The 14,514-nt window shown below is 67.4% G+C and carries 11 protein-coding genes and 1 pseudogene; 8 read left to right on the top strand and 4 right to left on the bottom strand.

The window, feature by feature from the left end:
- Window positions 1-14 precede the first annotated feature (14 nt).
- Together ACZ63I_RS11840 and ACZ63I_RS11835 are read right to left on the bottom strand one after the other, a co-directional pair.
- Window positions 15-323 carry an STAS domain-containing protein gene (locus ACZ63I_RS11840; RefSeq protein ID WP_469337791.1) on the bottom strand — a complete coding sequence of 103 codons (309 nt, stop codon included), beginning with the start codon at window positions 321-323 and terminating at the stop codon, window positions 15-17.
- Between the two features lie 66 nt (window positions 324-389).
- A pseudogene (locus ACZ63I_RS11835) lies at window positions 390-1,086 on the bottom strand (CBS domain-containing protein).
- Between the two features lie 244 nt (window positions 1,087-1,330).
- On the opposite strand from ACZ63I_RS11835, the gene pflB reads away from it, so the two are divergent.
- The 3 genes from pflB (at window position 1,331) to ACZ63I_RS11820 (ending at window position 5,371) form a co-directional block, all read left to right on the top strand.
- A complete protein-coding gene (gene pflB / locus ACZ63I_RS11830) occupies window positions 1,331-3,583 on the top strand; it encodes a formate C-acetyltransferase (protein WP_469337789.1) in 2,253 nt (750 codons plus the stop codon).
- Window positions 3,580-4,344 (top strand): pyruvate formate-lyase-activating protein, encoded by a 765-nt coding sequence (pflA, locus tag ACZ63I_RS11825; RefSeq protein ID WP_469337787.1) that lies wholly within the window; start codon window positions 3,580-3,582, stop codon window positions 4,342-4,344. Before pflB ends, pflA begins: the two co-directional genes overlap by 4 nt.
- 115 nt (window positions 4,345-4,459) lie before the next feature.
- Window positions 4,460-5,371 carry a universal stress protein gene (locus tag ACZ63I_RS11820; protein WP_469337785.1) on the top strand — a complete coding sequence of 304 codons (912 nt, stop codon included), beginning with the start codon at window positions 4,460-4,462 and terminating at the stop codon, window positions 5,369-5,371.
- A gap of 150 nt (window positions 5,372-5,521) precedes the next feature.
- Here the strand turns inward: ACZ63I_RS11820 and ACZ63I_RS11815 are convergent, their stop codons facing one another.
- A complete protein-coding gene (locus ACZ63I_RS11815; RefSeq protein WP_469337784.1) occupies window positions 5,522-6,055 on the bottom strand; it encodes a universal stress protein in 534 nt (177 codons plus the stop codon).
- Window positions 6,056-6,229: 174 nt separating this feature from the next.
- Here ACZ63I_RS11815 and ACZ63I_RS11810 point away from each other — a divergent pair, with 174 nt between their 5' ends.
- The 4 genes from ACZ63I_RS11810 to ACZ63I_RS11795 all read left to right on the top strand — a co-directional run bounded on the left by ACZ63I_RS11810 (window position 6,230) and on the right by ACZ63I_RS11795 (window position 11,029).
- Complete coding sequence (locus tag ACZ63I_RS11810) at window positions 6,230-6,709, top strand: pyridoxamine 5'-phosphate oxidase family protein (RefSeq protein WP_469337782.1); 480 nt, start codon at window positions 6,230-6,232, stop codon at window positions 6,707-6,709.
- 106 nt (window positions 6,710-6,815) lie between these two features.
- Entirely contained in the window at window positions 6,816-7,571 is a 756-nt protein-coding gene (locus tag ACZ63I_RS11805) for a slipin family protein (RefSeq protein ID WP_469337781.1), read from the top strand.
- A 152-nt stretch (window positions 7,572-7,723) separates the two neighbouring features.
- Window positions 7,724-8,209, top strand: coding sequence for a universal stress protein (locus ACZ63I_RS11800; protein ID WP_469337779.1), 486 nt, complete (start codon window positions 7,724-7,726; stop codon window positions 8,207-8,209).
- Window positions 8,210-8,254: 45 nt separating this feature from the next.
- Window positions 8,255-11,029 (top strand): cation-translocating P-type ATPase, encoded by a 2,775-nt coding sequence (locus ACZ63I_RS11795; RefSeq protein WP_469337778.1) that lies wholly within the window; start codon window positions 8,255-8,257, stop codon window positions 11,027-11,029.
- A 66-nt stretch (window positions 11,030-11,095) separates the two neighbouring features.
- On the opposite strand, the gene ACZ63I_RS11790 is transcribed toward ACZ63I_RS11795, so the two are convergent.
- A complete protein-coding gene (locus tag ACZ63I_RS11790; RefSeq protein ID WP_041993910.1) occupies window positions 11,096-11,500 on the bottom strand; it encodes a DUF1003 domain-containing protein in 405 nt (134 codons plus the stop codon).
- Window positions 11,501-11,827: 327 nt separating this feature from the next.
- Between ACZ63I_RS11790 and ACZ63I_RS11785 the strand changes: the two genes are divergently transcribed.
- Window positions 11,828-14,212, top strand: a complete 2,385-nt coding sequence (locus ACZ63I_RS11785) for a phosphoketolase family protein (protein WP_469337770.1) — start codon at window positions 11,828-11,830, stop codon at window positions 14,210-14,212.
- Window positions 14,213-14,514 lie beyond the last annotated feature (302 nt).

The following is a 14,514-nucleotide window of genomic DNA, read 5'->3' as shown; positions in this document are numbered from 1 at the left end:
GCACGTATCCCGCGTCATCCAATCAGGGCAGGGACTTCGTGCGGCAGGTCCGCGACCGTGTCGAAGACCTCGGACAGTCCGGTCAGGCGCAGCAGCCGCAGGACGGCGGAGTCGTTCACGACGAGCCGGATACCGCCACCGCCGCGCAGGAGGCGCTTGCGCGCGCGGCACAGCACCGACAGCCCGCTGCAGTCCATGAATGTCACCGGGCGCAGGTCCACGACCAACTCGGTGCCTGGACGGGCGGTTGCCGCGTCGAGTTGAGCGGACACTCCCGGTGCGGTGGACAGGTCGATCTCGCCCTGCAATGTCAGCACTTCCATGGCAGTTGATTCCGTTCCAGGTTCATGAGCGAAGCGGGCCTGGTCGCCACGGTTTCCGTCGCGGTGTCACGGTGACTGTTCGACATGACTGGCGGGTCCGTGAGCGGTGGCCGATGTGAGTACGTCGTCGGTGCGAAATCTGAGTTCCCCTGTCACTTCGACGACACCGTCGACGCTCTCGCACAGCCGGATCACGAAGGGGAATCTGGCTGCGGCTCTGGACGACGCCGACCAGGGTCACCCGCCCGTCGACGACACGGACGGCCACGTCGGTGGAGGTGATCCCCAAGGTGCGGTCGAGGAGGGCCCCGCTGATCTCCTCGCGGATCGCGTGGTCATGACGCAGGAAAACCCGCAGCAGATCAGCTCGGCTGACTATGCCGACCAGCCGGCCGGCCTCGTCCACCACCGGTAGCCGCTTGACCTTGCGGCTGTCCATGACCTGCGCCGTCCGGACGACCGTCCAGTGGGGCTCGGCCACCACTGCGGGGCTGGTCATCAGGCGGCCCGCGGTGGTCGCCGCGGCACGGTCGCCGGAGCTTGGGCGAACGGACAGCAATCGGGCCGGGTCCGGTCGGCCGGCCGCCGCGCGCAACAGGTCCGCTTCGGACACCACGCCCACCGGGTGATCGGTGCCGTCCACGACGGGCACCGCGCTGATGTCGTACTCACCCAGCAGCTTGACGATGTCCTTGAAGGGCGTGTCGACGCGTGCCCGTGCCACTGAAACGGTCATCAGGTCGCCCACGGTGCGGTACCTCATGATGCTGCCTTCCTGCTGGAGTGCGGGACCTTTCCCGCACTGTCCGTCATCGCCCCCATCCGGCATAAGGGCCGATCGGGGCAGCACCCCGGGACCCAAGGGGTACGCGGACGGCTACGCCCGGCAGACGGGACACGGGGTCCGACCGGCCCACCAGTTCGGCACCCGGCGGCCCTGCCGTCGCCCGCCCATCGCGACCAGGATCGGCACAGCAGTGACGGGCAACGTGAAAAGGACGACGGCGATGACTGCGACATCCGAATCCCGCACCGAGGCATGGACCGCGACATGGCGAGGGCAGCTTTGGCGCGACCGCGTCGACGTCCGCGACTTCATCCAGGCCAACTACACGCCGTACGAGGGCGGCCCCGCGTTCCTGAGCGGCCCGACCGACCGTACCCTCGCGGTGTGGGCCGGGGTCTCGGCCCTCTACCCGGAGGAGCGCGCCCGGGGCATCCTCGACGTCGACGCGGCCACCCCCTCGACCATCACCTCGCACGCCCCCGGATACCTCGACCGCGACCGCGAACTGATCGTCGGCCTGCAGACCGACGCCCCGCTCAAGCGCGCGATCATGCCGAACGGCGGTCTGCGCATGGTCGAGAACAGCCTGCGCGCGTACGGCTACGAGCCCGACCCGTTCGTCACCAAGGTGTTCGGCACCTACCGCAAGACGCACAACGACGGGGTCTTCGACGCCTATACGCCCGAGATGCGCCGCGCCCGCAAAGCCGGCATCGTCACCGGCCTGCCCGATGCCTACGGCCGCGGCCGGATCATCGGCGACTACCGCCGCGTCGCCCTCTACGGCACCGCCCGCCTGGTCGAGGTCAAGCGGGCCGAGCGCGCCCTGCTCGATGAGCAACCTTCCACTGCGGACGTCATCCGCGACCGCGAGGAACTGGCCGAGCAGATCCGGGCGCTGGGCGAGCTGGACCAGATGGCCGGTGCTTACGGCTGCGACGTGACCTGCCCCGCAGCCACCGGCCGCGAGGCCATCCAATGGCTGTACCTCGGCTACCTCGCCGCGGTGAAGGAGCAGAACGGCGCGGCGATGTCACTGGGCCGGACCTCCACCTTCCTGGACGTCTACCTCCAGCGGGACCTCGACGCCGGCAACATCGACGAGACAGGTGCGCAGGAGCTGATCGACGACTTCGTCATCAAGCTGCGGATCGTCCGCTTCCTGCGCACACCCGAGTACGACGCGCTCTTCTCAGGTGACCCGACCTGGGTCACCGAGGCCGTCGGCGGAATGGGGACCGACGGCCGGACCCTGGTCACCCGCACCTCCTTCCGCTTCCTGCAGACCCTCTACAACCTCGGCCCCGCGCCTGAACCCAACCTGACCGTGCTCTGGTCACCATGGCTCCCGGAGAGCTTCAAGCGGTTCTGCGCCCAGGTCTCCATCGATACCAGCGCCATCCAGTACGAGTCCGACGACCTGATGCGCCCGCGTACCGGCGACGACACCGCCATCGCCTGCTGCGTCTCCGCCATGGCGGTGGGAAAGCAGATGCAGTTCTTCGGGGCCCGGGTCAACCTCGCCAAGGCCCTGCTCTACGCGATCAACGGCGGTCGCGACGAGAGGACCGGCGAGCAGATCAGCCCGCCGACGCAGCCACTCACCGGTGACTATCTCGACTACGACGAGCTCTCCGCCGCGTATGACCGCACACTGGACTGGCTGGCCGCCACCTACGTCGACGCGCTCAACGTCATCCACTACATGCACGACAAGTACGCCTACGAGCGGCTGGAAATGGCTTTGCACGACTACCCGGTGCACCGCTTCATGGCCTGCGGCATCGCAGGCCTGTCCGTCGCCGCCGACAGCCTGTCCGCCGTCAAGTACGCCCGGGTCAAGGTGATCCGGGACACGACCGGCCTGGCGGTGCAGTACGAGACCGAGGGCGACTGGCCCGCGTACGGCAACAACGACGACCGTGCGGACGACCTCGCAGTGGGCCTGGTCGAGTCGTTCATGGCCAAGATCGCCCGCCACCCGACGTACCGCGACGCCGAGCACACTCAATCGGTGCTCACCATCACCTCCAACGTCGTCTACGGCGCGCACACCGGCAACACTCCCGACGGGCGCCCCGCAGGTGCACCCTTCGCCCCGGGCGCCAACCCGATGAACGGGCGGGACCTCCACGGGGTGATCGCCTCCGCGATGTCGGTCGCCAAGATCCCGTACGACAAGGCTCGTGACGGGATCTCCCTGACGTCCACCGTCACCCCGGAGGGACTGGGCCACGACCCCGCCGAACGCGCGGGGAATCTGGTGGGCATCCTCGACGGATTCACGGCTGCCGGCGGCTTCCACCTCAATGTCAACGTCCTGGACCGGGCGACCCTCGAAGACGCCATGGAGCACCCGGAGAAGTACCCGGACCTGACCATCCGGGTCTCCGGATACGCCGTGAACTTCGTCCGCCTCACCCGCGAGCAGCAGTTCGACGTCCTCAGCCGCACCTTCCACGGCGCCCGATGAGCACCGGCCCCGCGACTCGGGCCGTCCGTACCGAGACCGGCGGGCGGATCCACTCATGGGACGTGTCGACCGGCGTGGACGGCCCCGGCACCCGGTTCGTACTCTTCCTCAGCGGTTGCCCTCTGCGCTGCCTGTACTGCCAGAACCCCGACACATGGCACATGCGCGAAGGCCGGCGCGCCACGGTGGACGAGGTCATGGAGGAGATCACGAAGTACCGGGACTTCCTGACGACCGCCGGTGGCGGAGTCACCCTCAGCGGCGGCGAGCCGCTGCTCCAGTCCGCCTTCACCGCTGAGGTGTTCCGCCGCTGCCGCGAACTGGGCCTGCACACCGCGCTGGACACCTCAGGCTCCCTCGGCGCCCGCGCGACCGACGGCCTGCTCGCCGACACCGACCTGGTCCTGCTCGACATCAAGGCCTTCGACATTCCGACCTACCGCAGACTCACCGGCGGTTGCCTGGCCCCCACCCTCACCTTCGCCACCCGCCTCAACAAGCTCGGTGTCCCGGCCCGGATCCGCTACGTCCTCGTCCCCGGCTGGACAGACGACCAGCGCGCGATCGACGGTCTGGCCGCCTTCGCCGCCGGGCTCGGCAACGTCGAATGCGTTGACGTCCTGCCGTTCCACAAACTCGGCACCGTCAAGTACGAGGCCCTCGGCCTCTCGTTCCCCCTCCGCGACACCCCCGTACCCGACCCCGCGCTCATCGAACGAGTACGGGGCCAGTTCCGCGAGCACGGTCTGCCGGCGATCTGACCTCCCGGCACGGGGCGCGGGGCCGGTCGGCCCCCGAAGAAGGACCCGCGGCCCCTGCTCCTGCGCGGCGGCAGCCGCGAAGCTGGCGGCCAAACGCCTGAAGGAGGCCGCAGCCATGATCCGTTCCGTTGTCGCAGGTCTGGATGGTTCACCCGAAAGCCTGTCCGCAGCCGACTGGGCAGCCCGCGAAGCCGCCGGCCGCGGGCTGCCACTCCACTTGATCCATGCTTGGGAATGGCAGCCGTACAACTACGACACAAGAGGATCACTGGCCGGCGCCGATGAGACGCGTCACTGGGCCGAGCGGATACCGCGCGAGGCGTCCGCCGCACTGCGCCGCCGCTATCCCCGGCTGCCGATCACCGCCGACCAGGTCGGCGGCCCGGCAGTCCCCACCCTGGTGGCCGCCGGCGCGGAGGCCGAACTCCTGGTGCTCGGATCGCGCGGCCTGGGCGCGGTGGCCGGCTTCCTGATCGGCTCGGTGGCGCTTGAGGTCGTTGCCGCCGCGTCACGGCCGGTGGTGCTCCTGCGCGGAGGCGGGCTGGCGGAAGACGAGCAGCGGCAGGCCGAAGGCGCTCGACCGCCGAAGCCTTCCGAGAGCCGGGACGTCGTGCTCGGGCTCGACGTGGAGCACCCCGGCGACGCGGTGATCGCCTTCGCCTTCGACGCCGCGTCCCGCCGCTCGGCCGCGCTGCGTGTCGTCCATGGCTGGCATCTGCCGGCGATCTACGGCAATGCACCGGTGGGCGTGCCTGCGGACCTCGGCGTCGAGTTGGCCGCGAACGTGGCAGACGCGTTGACGCGGACGCTGTTGCCGTGGCGGGAGAAGTTCCCCGACGTCGAGGTGGTCGTGGAGGCCCGGATGGGCAGCGTGGCCCCCGTACTGGTCGAGGCGGCGTCCGACGCTTCGCTGCTGGTCGTTGGCCGCCGCGTTCGCAGTTCGTCGATCGGCTCGCACATCGGCTCCGTGACCCACGCGGCGATCCATCATGCAAGGGCCCCCATCGCCGTCGTCCCACACGACTGAGACCGCCTTCAGCGAGCCACCGGGCATGGAAAGACTCGCCCCGATCCGAAGCTCGGACCGGGGCAGGCGCGTGTTCGCGTGGTGCCGTCCTGGCTCTGCCGAAACCGGCGTCGCCGTCGGCAACCACTGACCCGTGGGGGAGACAGCCAGTCAGCCGGCGAAGGCTGCCTCCAAGGGCGTTACGGCCGGGAGTTCGCTGTGGTGCGCTGTCACTGGGGAGTCCGGCACAGTCACGACGGGGCAACGAGACTCGCTGACGCACGCGCGGGTCACAGGACCGAGCACGGTCGGCGATCCGTCCTGGTAGGGGCGCTGCCCGAGTGCCAGCAGCAGGGCGTCGTCGGTGTAGCGCAGAAGTACCGGGACCGGCGGCCCCTCGGTCAGCGCCGTCCGCACGTCGGCGCCCGGACAGGCCGTCAGGACGGCGGCCACCGCGGCCTGGACCACCCGTTGCCCGCCGGCCCGATCCTCGGCCGGCGTACGACGCTCGGTCACAGTTGCGTACGGCGCGCGGAGACGTCCCGACGGCTCCCAGGCGTGAACCATCACGAGAGGCGCATTGAGCTTCACCGCTTCGACCACGGCCCATTGCAGGGCAGCGAGAGACGCGCGGGATCCGTTCACCCCCACGACGATCGGCCGCGCTCCGGCGAACTCCGGCAAGTTGGTCTCTTGGATGTTCATGTCTCCACGATGGTGCGACAACCGATCCGACGGCTAGGGCCGATCGACTCGCCGAAACGGATTGGCGACCACTCCGCAGGAGGAGTGCGGCCCGCGTGAGCGGGGCCGCCAGGCCTGCGACGGGGGACCAAGCGGCCCTACCGGGAGACGACCTGACGTGGCGAGGATGGATGTATGGACTACCACGACGGATTCCGCGAGCTGGGTGATCAAGAGTGCCTGAGACTGCTGGCGATGGTCTCTATCGGGCGCATGGTCTTCACGCGCCACGCCCTGCCCGCGGTCCTGCCCGTCAGGTATGTCCTGGACCACGATTCCGCGATTGTCGTCCGTACCTCCAAGGCTTCTCCCATGGTCGTCGAAGTGGACAACGCAATAGTCGCCTTTGAGGCGGATTGCTTTGATGAAGACGCCCGAAGCGGATGGAGTGTGGTCGTCACTGGTCGGGCCGGGCTGGTGAGGGACGCCGGCGAATGCCGGAGGCTGCGCGCGCTGGACACGCAGTCCTGGGCGAACCCCACGGGGGAGACATATATCAGGATCGCGTGCGAACTCGTCGCGGGGCGGTCGCTCGAACGCCCACCGGATGCTGAGCCGTCGCAGACAAGACGATCACGGGATATCGCGCACGGAGTGTGCGACCCCCTCTTCTGAGGAGCAACACCATGGCAGTTCTGATTTTCCTTCTGGTCATCGCGGTCGTCGCGGGCATCGTGGCTCTCGCGACGGCGGTCAAGGTGGTCAAGCAGTACGAGAAGGGGTGCTGTTCAGGTTCGGCAGACTGGTGGGGACGCGTTCGCCAGGACTGCGGCTCATCGTTCCGTTCGTTGATGTCCTTCGCCGGGTGTCGCTGCGGATCGTCACCATGCCCATTCAGTCCCAGGGCATCATCACGCGGGACAACGTGAGCGTCGACGTGTCGGCCGTCGCCTACTTCCGGGTCGTTGACGCCGTGAAATCGGTGATCGCGATCGAGAACGTGCATACGGCGATCGACCAGATAGCGCAGACGACTCTGCGCAAGGTCGTCGGCCAGCACACGCTCGACGAAACGCTGTCGGAGACGGACCGGATCAATCTGGGCATACGCGAGATACTCGACGTGACGACCGCCGAATGGGGCGTGGAAGTCACCCTGGTGGAGCTCAAGGACATACAACTGCCGGACAGCATGAAGCGGGCCATGGCCCGTCAGGCGGAAGCAGAGCGGGAAAAGCGAGCGAAGATCATCAATGCCGAGGGTGAATCGATGGCAGCCGCCGCACTCGGCGATGCCTCGGACATCATGATGGAGCACCCGCTCGCGCTCCAGCTACGCAACCTGCAGAGTCTGGTCGAGATAGGCGTCGACAAGAACACGACCGTCGTCTTCCCCGCCCCGCTGATGAGCACCATCGGCGAACTCGGCTCCTTCCTCGCCCGTGAGACCGCCGCCGCTGCGATCCCCGCGTCGCCGAACGGCGCTGCGAAGCCCGTCCCCGCACCCGTGCTGAACGGTGCCGGCGCAGCGGTGTGACCACCGCACTCACCACTGTCTCCCGTCACCCGGCGCCGGCCGCCGGCCGCCGGCCGCTGACCGCTGACCGCTGACCGCCGAGCCGACCAGGCGGGCATGATCCGCACGATTCGTACGTGAAGCCCGATCACAATCGATCAGTAGGAGTTCCGATGGTGGATCAACTCGTAGACCGGACCGGCCGGATCGTCGTGGGAGTGGACGGTTCCGCGGGTTCCGAGGCCGCACTGCGCTGGGCGTTGGCCCATGCCCGGCAGATGAACGCGTCGGTCGAGGCCGTTGCCGCCTGGCAGTACCCCGATATGTATGGCTACTCCTGGGGGTACTTGCCGTCCATGCCGGACGGTGGAGACTTCTCAGCGTCCGCCGAGAAAGTGCTGGAAGAAGCCGTTGCGCGCGTCAAGGACCAGGTCAGCACGACGACTGCGGTGACGCCCCGGGTGATCGAGGGACACCCGGCTCAGGTGCTCATGGAAGCTTCGCGCGATGCCCGGCTGCTGGTGGTCGGAACCCGGGGACACGGCGCCTTCGCCGGTGTCCTGCTCGGTTCCGTCAGCCAGCACTGCGTCCAGCACGCGCCCTGTCCCGTCGTCGTCGTTCCGCAGTCGGACGCGGGCGACGCCCCAGCAGCCGGGTGACTTCGCCGAGTACGTGGATCCGTTCAACACTCAGGAGGACACCTCATGGTGCTGTCACGCGGCATCCACAAGCCAGACGCTGCTGCCGCACCTGACGCGGACAACGCGGAGGACGCAGACGAGCGACAACAGCCGGCCGAGCTCTTCCGCGATTTGCGGTCCTCCCGGCAGGGGCTGGCGAGCAGGGAAGCGGCTCGGCGCCAACTGATCTACGGGCCGAACGAGTTGACGCGCCGTGGAGGTCGTCGTTGGCCCCGTGAACTGCTGACCCAGTTCACGCAGCCACTGGCGATCCTGCTCGCCTTGGCAGCCGTTCTGGCCTGGGCGGGCGGCACGCCGGCGTTGTCGATCGCCGTGGTGGCAGTGATCCTGCTCAACGCCGGATTCGCTTTCGTGCAGGAGATGCAGGCCGAACGTGCCGTCGAGGCGCTGGCCGCGTTCCTGCCCGCCACCGCCCGCGTGGTCAGGGACGGGGCCCGGTGTGAGATCGCGGCCCGCGACCTGGTGCCCGGCGACCTCCTGGTCATCGCCGAAGGAGACCGCGTCTGCGCTGACGCGCGCATCGTTGACGGGACGGTTCTGCTGAACCTGTCCTCGCTGACCGGTGAGTCGCTGCCGGTCAGCCGCTCCGCCGACCCGGGGGCAGTCACAGGGGCCCTGCTGGAAGCCCAGGAACTCGTCTTCAGCGGTACCACGTGCAGCGGCGGCGAAGCCGACGCCGTCGTCACGCGAACCGGGATGCACACCGAGCTGGGCCGCATCGCCAGCCTCTCCCAGCGCGCGACGGCGGAGCGCAGCCCGCTGGAGCAGCAGGTCAGACGGGCGACCTGGATCATCGCAGTCGTCGCGGTGGTCATCGGCGCGGCGTTCCTGCCCGTGGGTGTCGCGGCCGGACTGGGCTGGAGTGCGGCGATCAGCTTCTCGATCGGCCTGATCGTCGCCAACGTACCCGAAGGTCTTCTGCCCACGATCACGCTGTCCCTGGCCGGCGGAGTACGCGAACTCGCCCGCGCAGGAGCCGTCGTCAAACGTCTCTCGGCCGTGGAGACCCTCGGCTCGACGACAGTCATCTGCACGGACAAGACAGGCACGCTCACCGAGAACCGGATGCGGGTCACCCGGATGTGGCTGCCCGGCGGCGAACTGGACACCGCGCGGATGAAAGGCGATCCTCGTGCCGAGCTGCTGGCAGCGAGCGCCGCCGCGTGCACGACCGCGGAAGCACCGACCGATGGCCAACCCGGCGGCAACGGTGATCCCACGGAACTCGCCCTCCTGCGGCTGGCATCGGAGATCGGCGTAGCGGTGACCACCTCCGAGCGCACAGCCGCACGCCGGGCCGTCTTCCACTTCGACGCCCACCTCAAGCGCATGTCGACTGTGGACGAAACCGCCGGCGACATCGTGGTGCACACCAAGGGTGCGCTCGAAACCGTGCTGCCTTTCTGTACGGGCCTCGTGGACGCCCGTGGCCACAGACAGCAGCTAGATGAAGGTGCACAACTCGACCTGCGCACTGCCACCGACCGCTACGCGGCTGCCGGTCTGCGCGTGCTTGCCGTCGCCCGGCGCGTCATGCCCCGGGGAGCGGCCGCTCCGGACAGCAGGGAGGAGTCGGAAGCCGGACTGACGCTGGTCGGTCTGGTGGCGATGACCGACCCACCCCGCAAGGGTGTCGCCACAGCGGTCAGTGCGGCCCACCGGGCAGGAATCCGGATCCATGTCGTCACCGGCGACTACGGACCGACCGCCGCCGAAATCGCCCGCCAGGTCGGAATCGGAGGCAAAGGCAGCCCGGTCGTCGCGGGCACGACGCTCGACCAGATGAGTGACGCCGACCTGGGCGTCCTGATCTCAGGTGACGACGAGATCGTGTTCGCCCGAACGTCTCCCGAGGCCAAACTGCGCATCTGCGAAGCCCTGCGTGCCCGCGGCGAAGTGGTGGCGATGACGGGAGACGGCGTCAACGACGCCCCGGCACTGCGGCATGCCGATATCGGTGTGGCCATGGGACGCTCCGGCACCGACGTCGCCCGCGAAGCGGCGACCATGGTGCTCACCGACGACAACTTCGCCACCATCGTGTCCGCCGTCGACGCCGGGCGAAGGGTGTTCGACAATGTCCGCAAGTTCGTCCTGTACATCTTCGCCCACGCCGTCCCCGAAGTGATCCCCTTTCTCGTGTTCGCACTCTCCGGCGGATCAGTACCGCTTCCCCTGACGGTCCTTCAGATTCTCGCTATCGACCTCGGCACGGAGACCCTGCCCGCCCTGGCGTTGGGACGCGAGCCTGCCGAACCCGGACTGATGGACCGCCCGCCCCGCTCCCGTACCGCCGGAGTCATCGACCGAGCGCTACTCATGCGCGCCTGGGCGCTCCTCGGAAGCGTCTCGGCGGTCCTGGTCATGGGCGGCTTCTTCGTCACCCTCTGGCGTGCCGGCTGGCACCCTGGTGACCCCACGGGGGGCGGTGCGGCTTTGCACCACGCCTATCTGCAAGCCACGACGATCACCTTCGTCGGCATCGTCGCCTGCCAGATCGGCACGGCGTTCGCCGCCCGAACCGACCACGCCTCGCTGTTCACCGTCGGTCTGCGGTCCAATCGGCTCCTGCTCTGGGGCATCGCCTTCGAACTGGTCTTCACGGCAACCGTCGTCTATGCGCCGCCGCTCCAGCACGTCTTCGGCACCGCGTCGGTCGGTCTTTCACAACTGGCCGTCGTGGCTCCGTTCCCCTTCATTGTCTGGGGAGCCGATGAATTGGTCCGGTGGCTGCGCCGTCGGAACACACCGGGCGACACACCACCGGCAGACATCTGATCCGCACCGGATATCGTGCTACCGCGAGAATGTTCTGTGGCCCTGCATTCACCCGGGATGTTCTGGTCAGCGCTGGTCAGGATCTGCTACCAAGCGGCGGTGTAGCTCGGTGGTCATGACGTGGATCGCTCGGGTCAGTTCAGTGTTGGTCTTCAGCTCCAGTTCTTGCTCGACAAAGTCGTGATCGGCCTTGGCCTGCTGAAAGGCGGCCTGGCGATTTTGCCCGATCATGACGAAGGTTGACAGGAAAATCGCCTCAAGGGATACGATCAGCGTCAGCGTGGGCCACGGATTGGTCTCGACGAACAGCATCCAGAGTAGAAACCCGACCGCATGGAGATAGACGAAAACCATGGAGCCGGCGAACTTGGTGATCGCATCGGCGATGCGCAACTGGACATCGGCCGCGCGTTCGGACCGGTGGGCAACAACGACAGGATGGTGTTGCTGCGATACATCTCGGTCGCTCATCTGAATGTGCCTACTTCCTCATGGGCTGTCGCTGTGCGGTAGATGCTGCACCGTGCCGCTCCAGGAGTCCATGGCAGCCGTGTCAGTTCAGACTTGATTACGACACTTCGAGGGCCGGGCCCCGGCCCTTCGGCCCGCGGCCCGAACGGAACCCGCAGGCAGTTTTGCCCGCGCGTTGACACGCGACCGAAGCGAGCGTTCACTCGCACGTGATGCTTTCATTTAGTCGCTCGGTTATTTCGAGCAATTATGGCTCGCTGGTTTCGCCCGGCCCCTGCGGAGCACAGGAATTTCCCTGACCACGCCCGATCGCGAAGGAGCCCGGCCATGGCCATGCAGACCCGAGCCGCCGACACGCTTTCCCTGGATCTTCTGCACGCCATGGACGGGTACTGGCGGGCTGCGAACTACCTCTCCGTGGGGCAGCTCTATCTCTACGACAATCCGCTGCTGCGGCGTCCCCTGGAACTTTCGGACGTCAAGCCGCTCATTGTCGGGCACTGGGGGACAACACCGGGGCAGAATTTCGTGTACGTGCACCTGAACAGGATCATCAAGAAATACGACCTCGACATGTTTTACATCGCCGGTCCCGGTCACGGCGGACCCGCATTGGTGGGCAACACCTATCTTGAGGGTTCCTACAGCGAGATTTACCCGGATATCAGCCAGGATGAGGCAGGGCTGAAAAAACTGTTCACCCAGTTCTCCTTCCCAGGCGGAATTTCCAGCCACGTCGCGCCCACCACCCCGGGGTCGATCCACGAGGGCGGTGAGCTGGGCTACTCCCTCAGTCACGCGTTCGGCGCCGCCTTTGACAACCCGGAGCTGGTGGTGGCCTGCGTGGTGGGCGACGGCGAGGCCGAGACCGGTCCGTTGGCCACCGCGTGGCAATCCACCAAGTTCCTCGACCCGGTCAGTGACGGGGCTGTTCTGCCCATCCTCCATCTGAATGGCTACAAGATCAGCAACCCGACGGTGCTGGCCCGTATCGAGGACGAAGAACTGGAGCAGTTCATCCGGGGCTGCGGCTGGGAACCGTACGTGGTGTCCGGCTCCGAGCCTGAGGCAATGCACCGGCTCATGGCGGCAACCATGGATCTGGCCGTCGAGCGGATCAAGGACATCCAGTCGCATGCCCGCTCCACCGGCGACACCACCCGTCCGCGCTGGCCGATGATCGTGCTGCGGTCGCCGAAGGGCTGGACCGGGCCGGCGGTGGTCGACGGATTGCCGGTCGAGGGCACCTTCCGATCGCACCAGGTGCCGCTGCTGGTGGACGCCGCGCACCCTGACCATGTGCGGCAGTTGGAGAGCTGGATGCGCAGCTACCGGCCCGAGGAACTGTTCGACGCGGACGGCCGCCTGATGCCCGACCTCGCAGTGCTGGCGCCCGAGGGGGAGCGGCGGATGGGCGCCAATCCGCACACCAACGGCGGGCTGCTGCTGAGGGATCTACGGATGCCGGACTTCCGCCGGCACGCGGTGGACGTACCCACTCCGGGTGCCGTCGACCGGCAGGACACCCTGGTGCTGGGGAATTTCCTCCGGGATGTGATCACACTCAACGAGGACCGGCACAACTTCCGGATCTTCGGTCCCGACGAGACGCTGTCCAACTTCCTGGGCGCGGTCTTCGAGGTCACCGGCCGTCAGTGGAACGCCGAGGTGGAGCCGAACGACGAGTTCCTGGCACCTTCTGGACGGGTCCTGGACTCGATGCTCAGCGAGCACCAGTGCGAGGGCTGGCTGGAGGGCTATCTGCTGACCGGGCGGCACGGCCTGTTCAACTGCTACGAGGCGTTCGTCCACATCATCGACTCGATGTTCAACCAGCACGCGAAGTGGCTGAAGGTCACCAAGCAGCTTCCCTGGCGGCGCGACATCGCCTCCCTCAATTACCTGCTCACCTCGCACGTCTGGCAGCAGGACCACAACGGCTTCACCCACCAGGACCCCGGCTTCCTGGACCACGTCGTCAACAAGAAGGCCGACGTGGTCCGGGTCTACCTGCCGCCGGACGCCAACTGCCTGCTGTCCGTGGTCGACCACTGCCTGCGCAGCCGGAATTACGTCAATGTCGTAGTGGCCGGTAAACGCGACATGCCGCAGTGGCTGTCGATGGAGGACGCGGTCGTCCACTGCACCGAAGGCGCCGGGATCTGGCAGTGGGCAGGCAACGACCAGGGCAGCGAACCTGACGTGGTGCTGGCCTGCTGCGGCGACACTCCCACCCTGGAGGTGCTGGCTGCGGTGTCGATTCTGCGCGAGCACCTGCCCGACCTGAAGGTCCGCGTGGTCAACGTCGTGGACCTGATGAAGCTGGAGCCCGACACCGAGCACCCGCACGGGCTGAGCGACGCGGACTACGACTCGCTGTTCACGACCGACAAGCACATCATCTTCGCATTCCACGGCTATCCCTGGCTGATCCACCGCCTGACCTACGCCCGGACCAATCGCAATCTGCACGTCCGCGGCTACAACGAGGAAGGCACCATCACCACCCCGTTCGACATGCGGGTACAGAACCGACTGGACCGCTTCCACCTGGTGATGGATGTCATCGACCGGGTGGAGCAATTGGGCCCACGGGGCGACTACCTCAAGCAGACCATGCGCGACAAGCTCGTCGAACACAGCCGCTACATCGGTCTGCACGGCCAGGACCTGCCCGAAATCCGCGACTGGACCTGGCACGACCCCCGCTGACAGCGCACACACGTGCCGGCCCGTGCCTTGCGGTCCACGCCCCCAGTGAGGAGTGAGGCAGCCTTACGAGCCGCGCGAATACGGCCCGCCTCAGCGGCCCGTCAGCTCCCCGCGTGTGATGGTGCCAAGCAGCGTGAGGTTACGCAGCGCACAGGGGCTCCTCGGCGGAAAAACAGATGGCCTTCCGCCGATGCGTGTGGCTAGGGTTACCTCGTTCCGCGGTGGCCGGTGGCCGCCGGTGTGGTCCCGTGTGATCAAGGAGGTGTGACCGATGGCTGTCGTTGAGATGGGCGCTGCCCGCA

The sequence above is a fragment of the Streptomyces sp. NPDC087906 genome (assembly GCF_055584925.1).
Note: the sequence above shows the minus strand (reverse complement) of the source record. Positions and strands in the feature narration are given on the sequence as shown.

Bases quoted from the DNA above. Each gene is read 5' to 3' on its own strand.
- ACZ63I_RS11840 (WP_469337791.1), bottom strand. From the start codon at position 323: ATGGAAGTGCTGACATTGCAGGGCGAGATCGACCTGTCCACCGCACCG.
- pflB (WP_469337789.1), top strand. From the start codon at position 1,331: ATGACTGCGACATCCGAATCCCGCACCGAGGCATGGACCGCGACATGG.
- pflA (WP_469337787.1), top strand. From the start codon at position 3,580: ATGAGCACCGGCCCCGCGACTCGGGCCGTCCGTACCGAGACCGGCGGG.
- ACZ63I_RS11820 (WP_469337785.1), top strand. From the start codon at position 4,460: ATGATCCGTTCCGTTGTCGCAGGTCTGGATGGTTCACCCGAAAGCCTG.
- ACZ63I_RS11815 (WP_469337784.1), bottom strand. From the start codon at position 6,055: ATGAACATCCAAGAGACCAACTTGCCGGAGTTCGCCGGAGCGCGGCCG.
- ACZ63I_RS11810 (WP_469337782.1), top strand. From the start codon at position 6,230: ATGGACTACCACGACGGATTCCGCGAGCTGGGTGATCAAGAGTGCCTG.
- ACZ63I_RS11800 (WP_469337779.1), top strand. From the start codon at position 7,724: ATGGTGGATCAACTCGTAGACCGGACCGGCCGGATCGTCGTGGGAGTG.
- ACZ63I_RS11795 (WP_469337778.1), top strand. From the start codon at position 8,255: ATGGTGCTGTCACGCGGCATCCACAAGCCAGACGCTGCTGCCGCACCT.
- ACZ63I_RS11790 (WP_041993910.1), bottom strand. From the start codon at position 11,500: ATGAGCGACCGAGATGTATCGCAGCAACACCATCCTGTCGTTGTTGCC.
- ACZ63I_RS11785 (WP_469337770.1), top strand. From the start codon at position 11,828: ATGGCCATGCAGACCCGAGCCGCCGACACGCTTTCCCTGGATCTTCTG.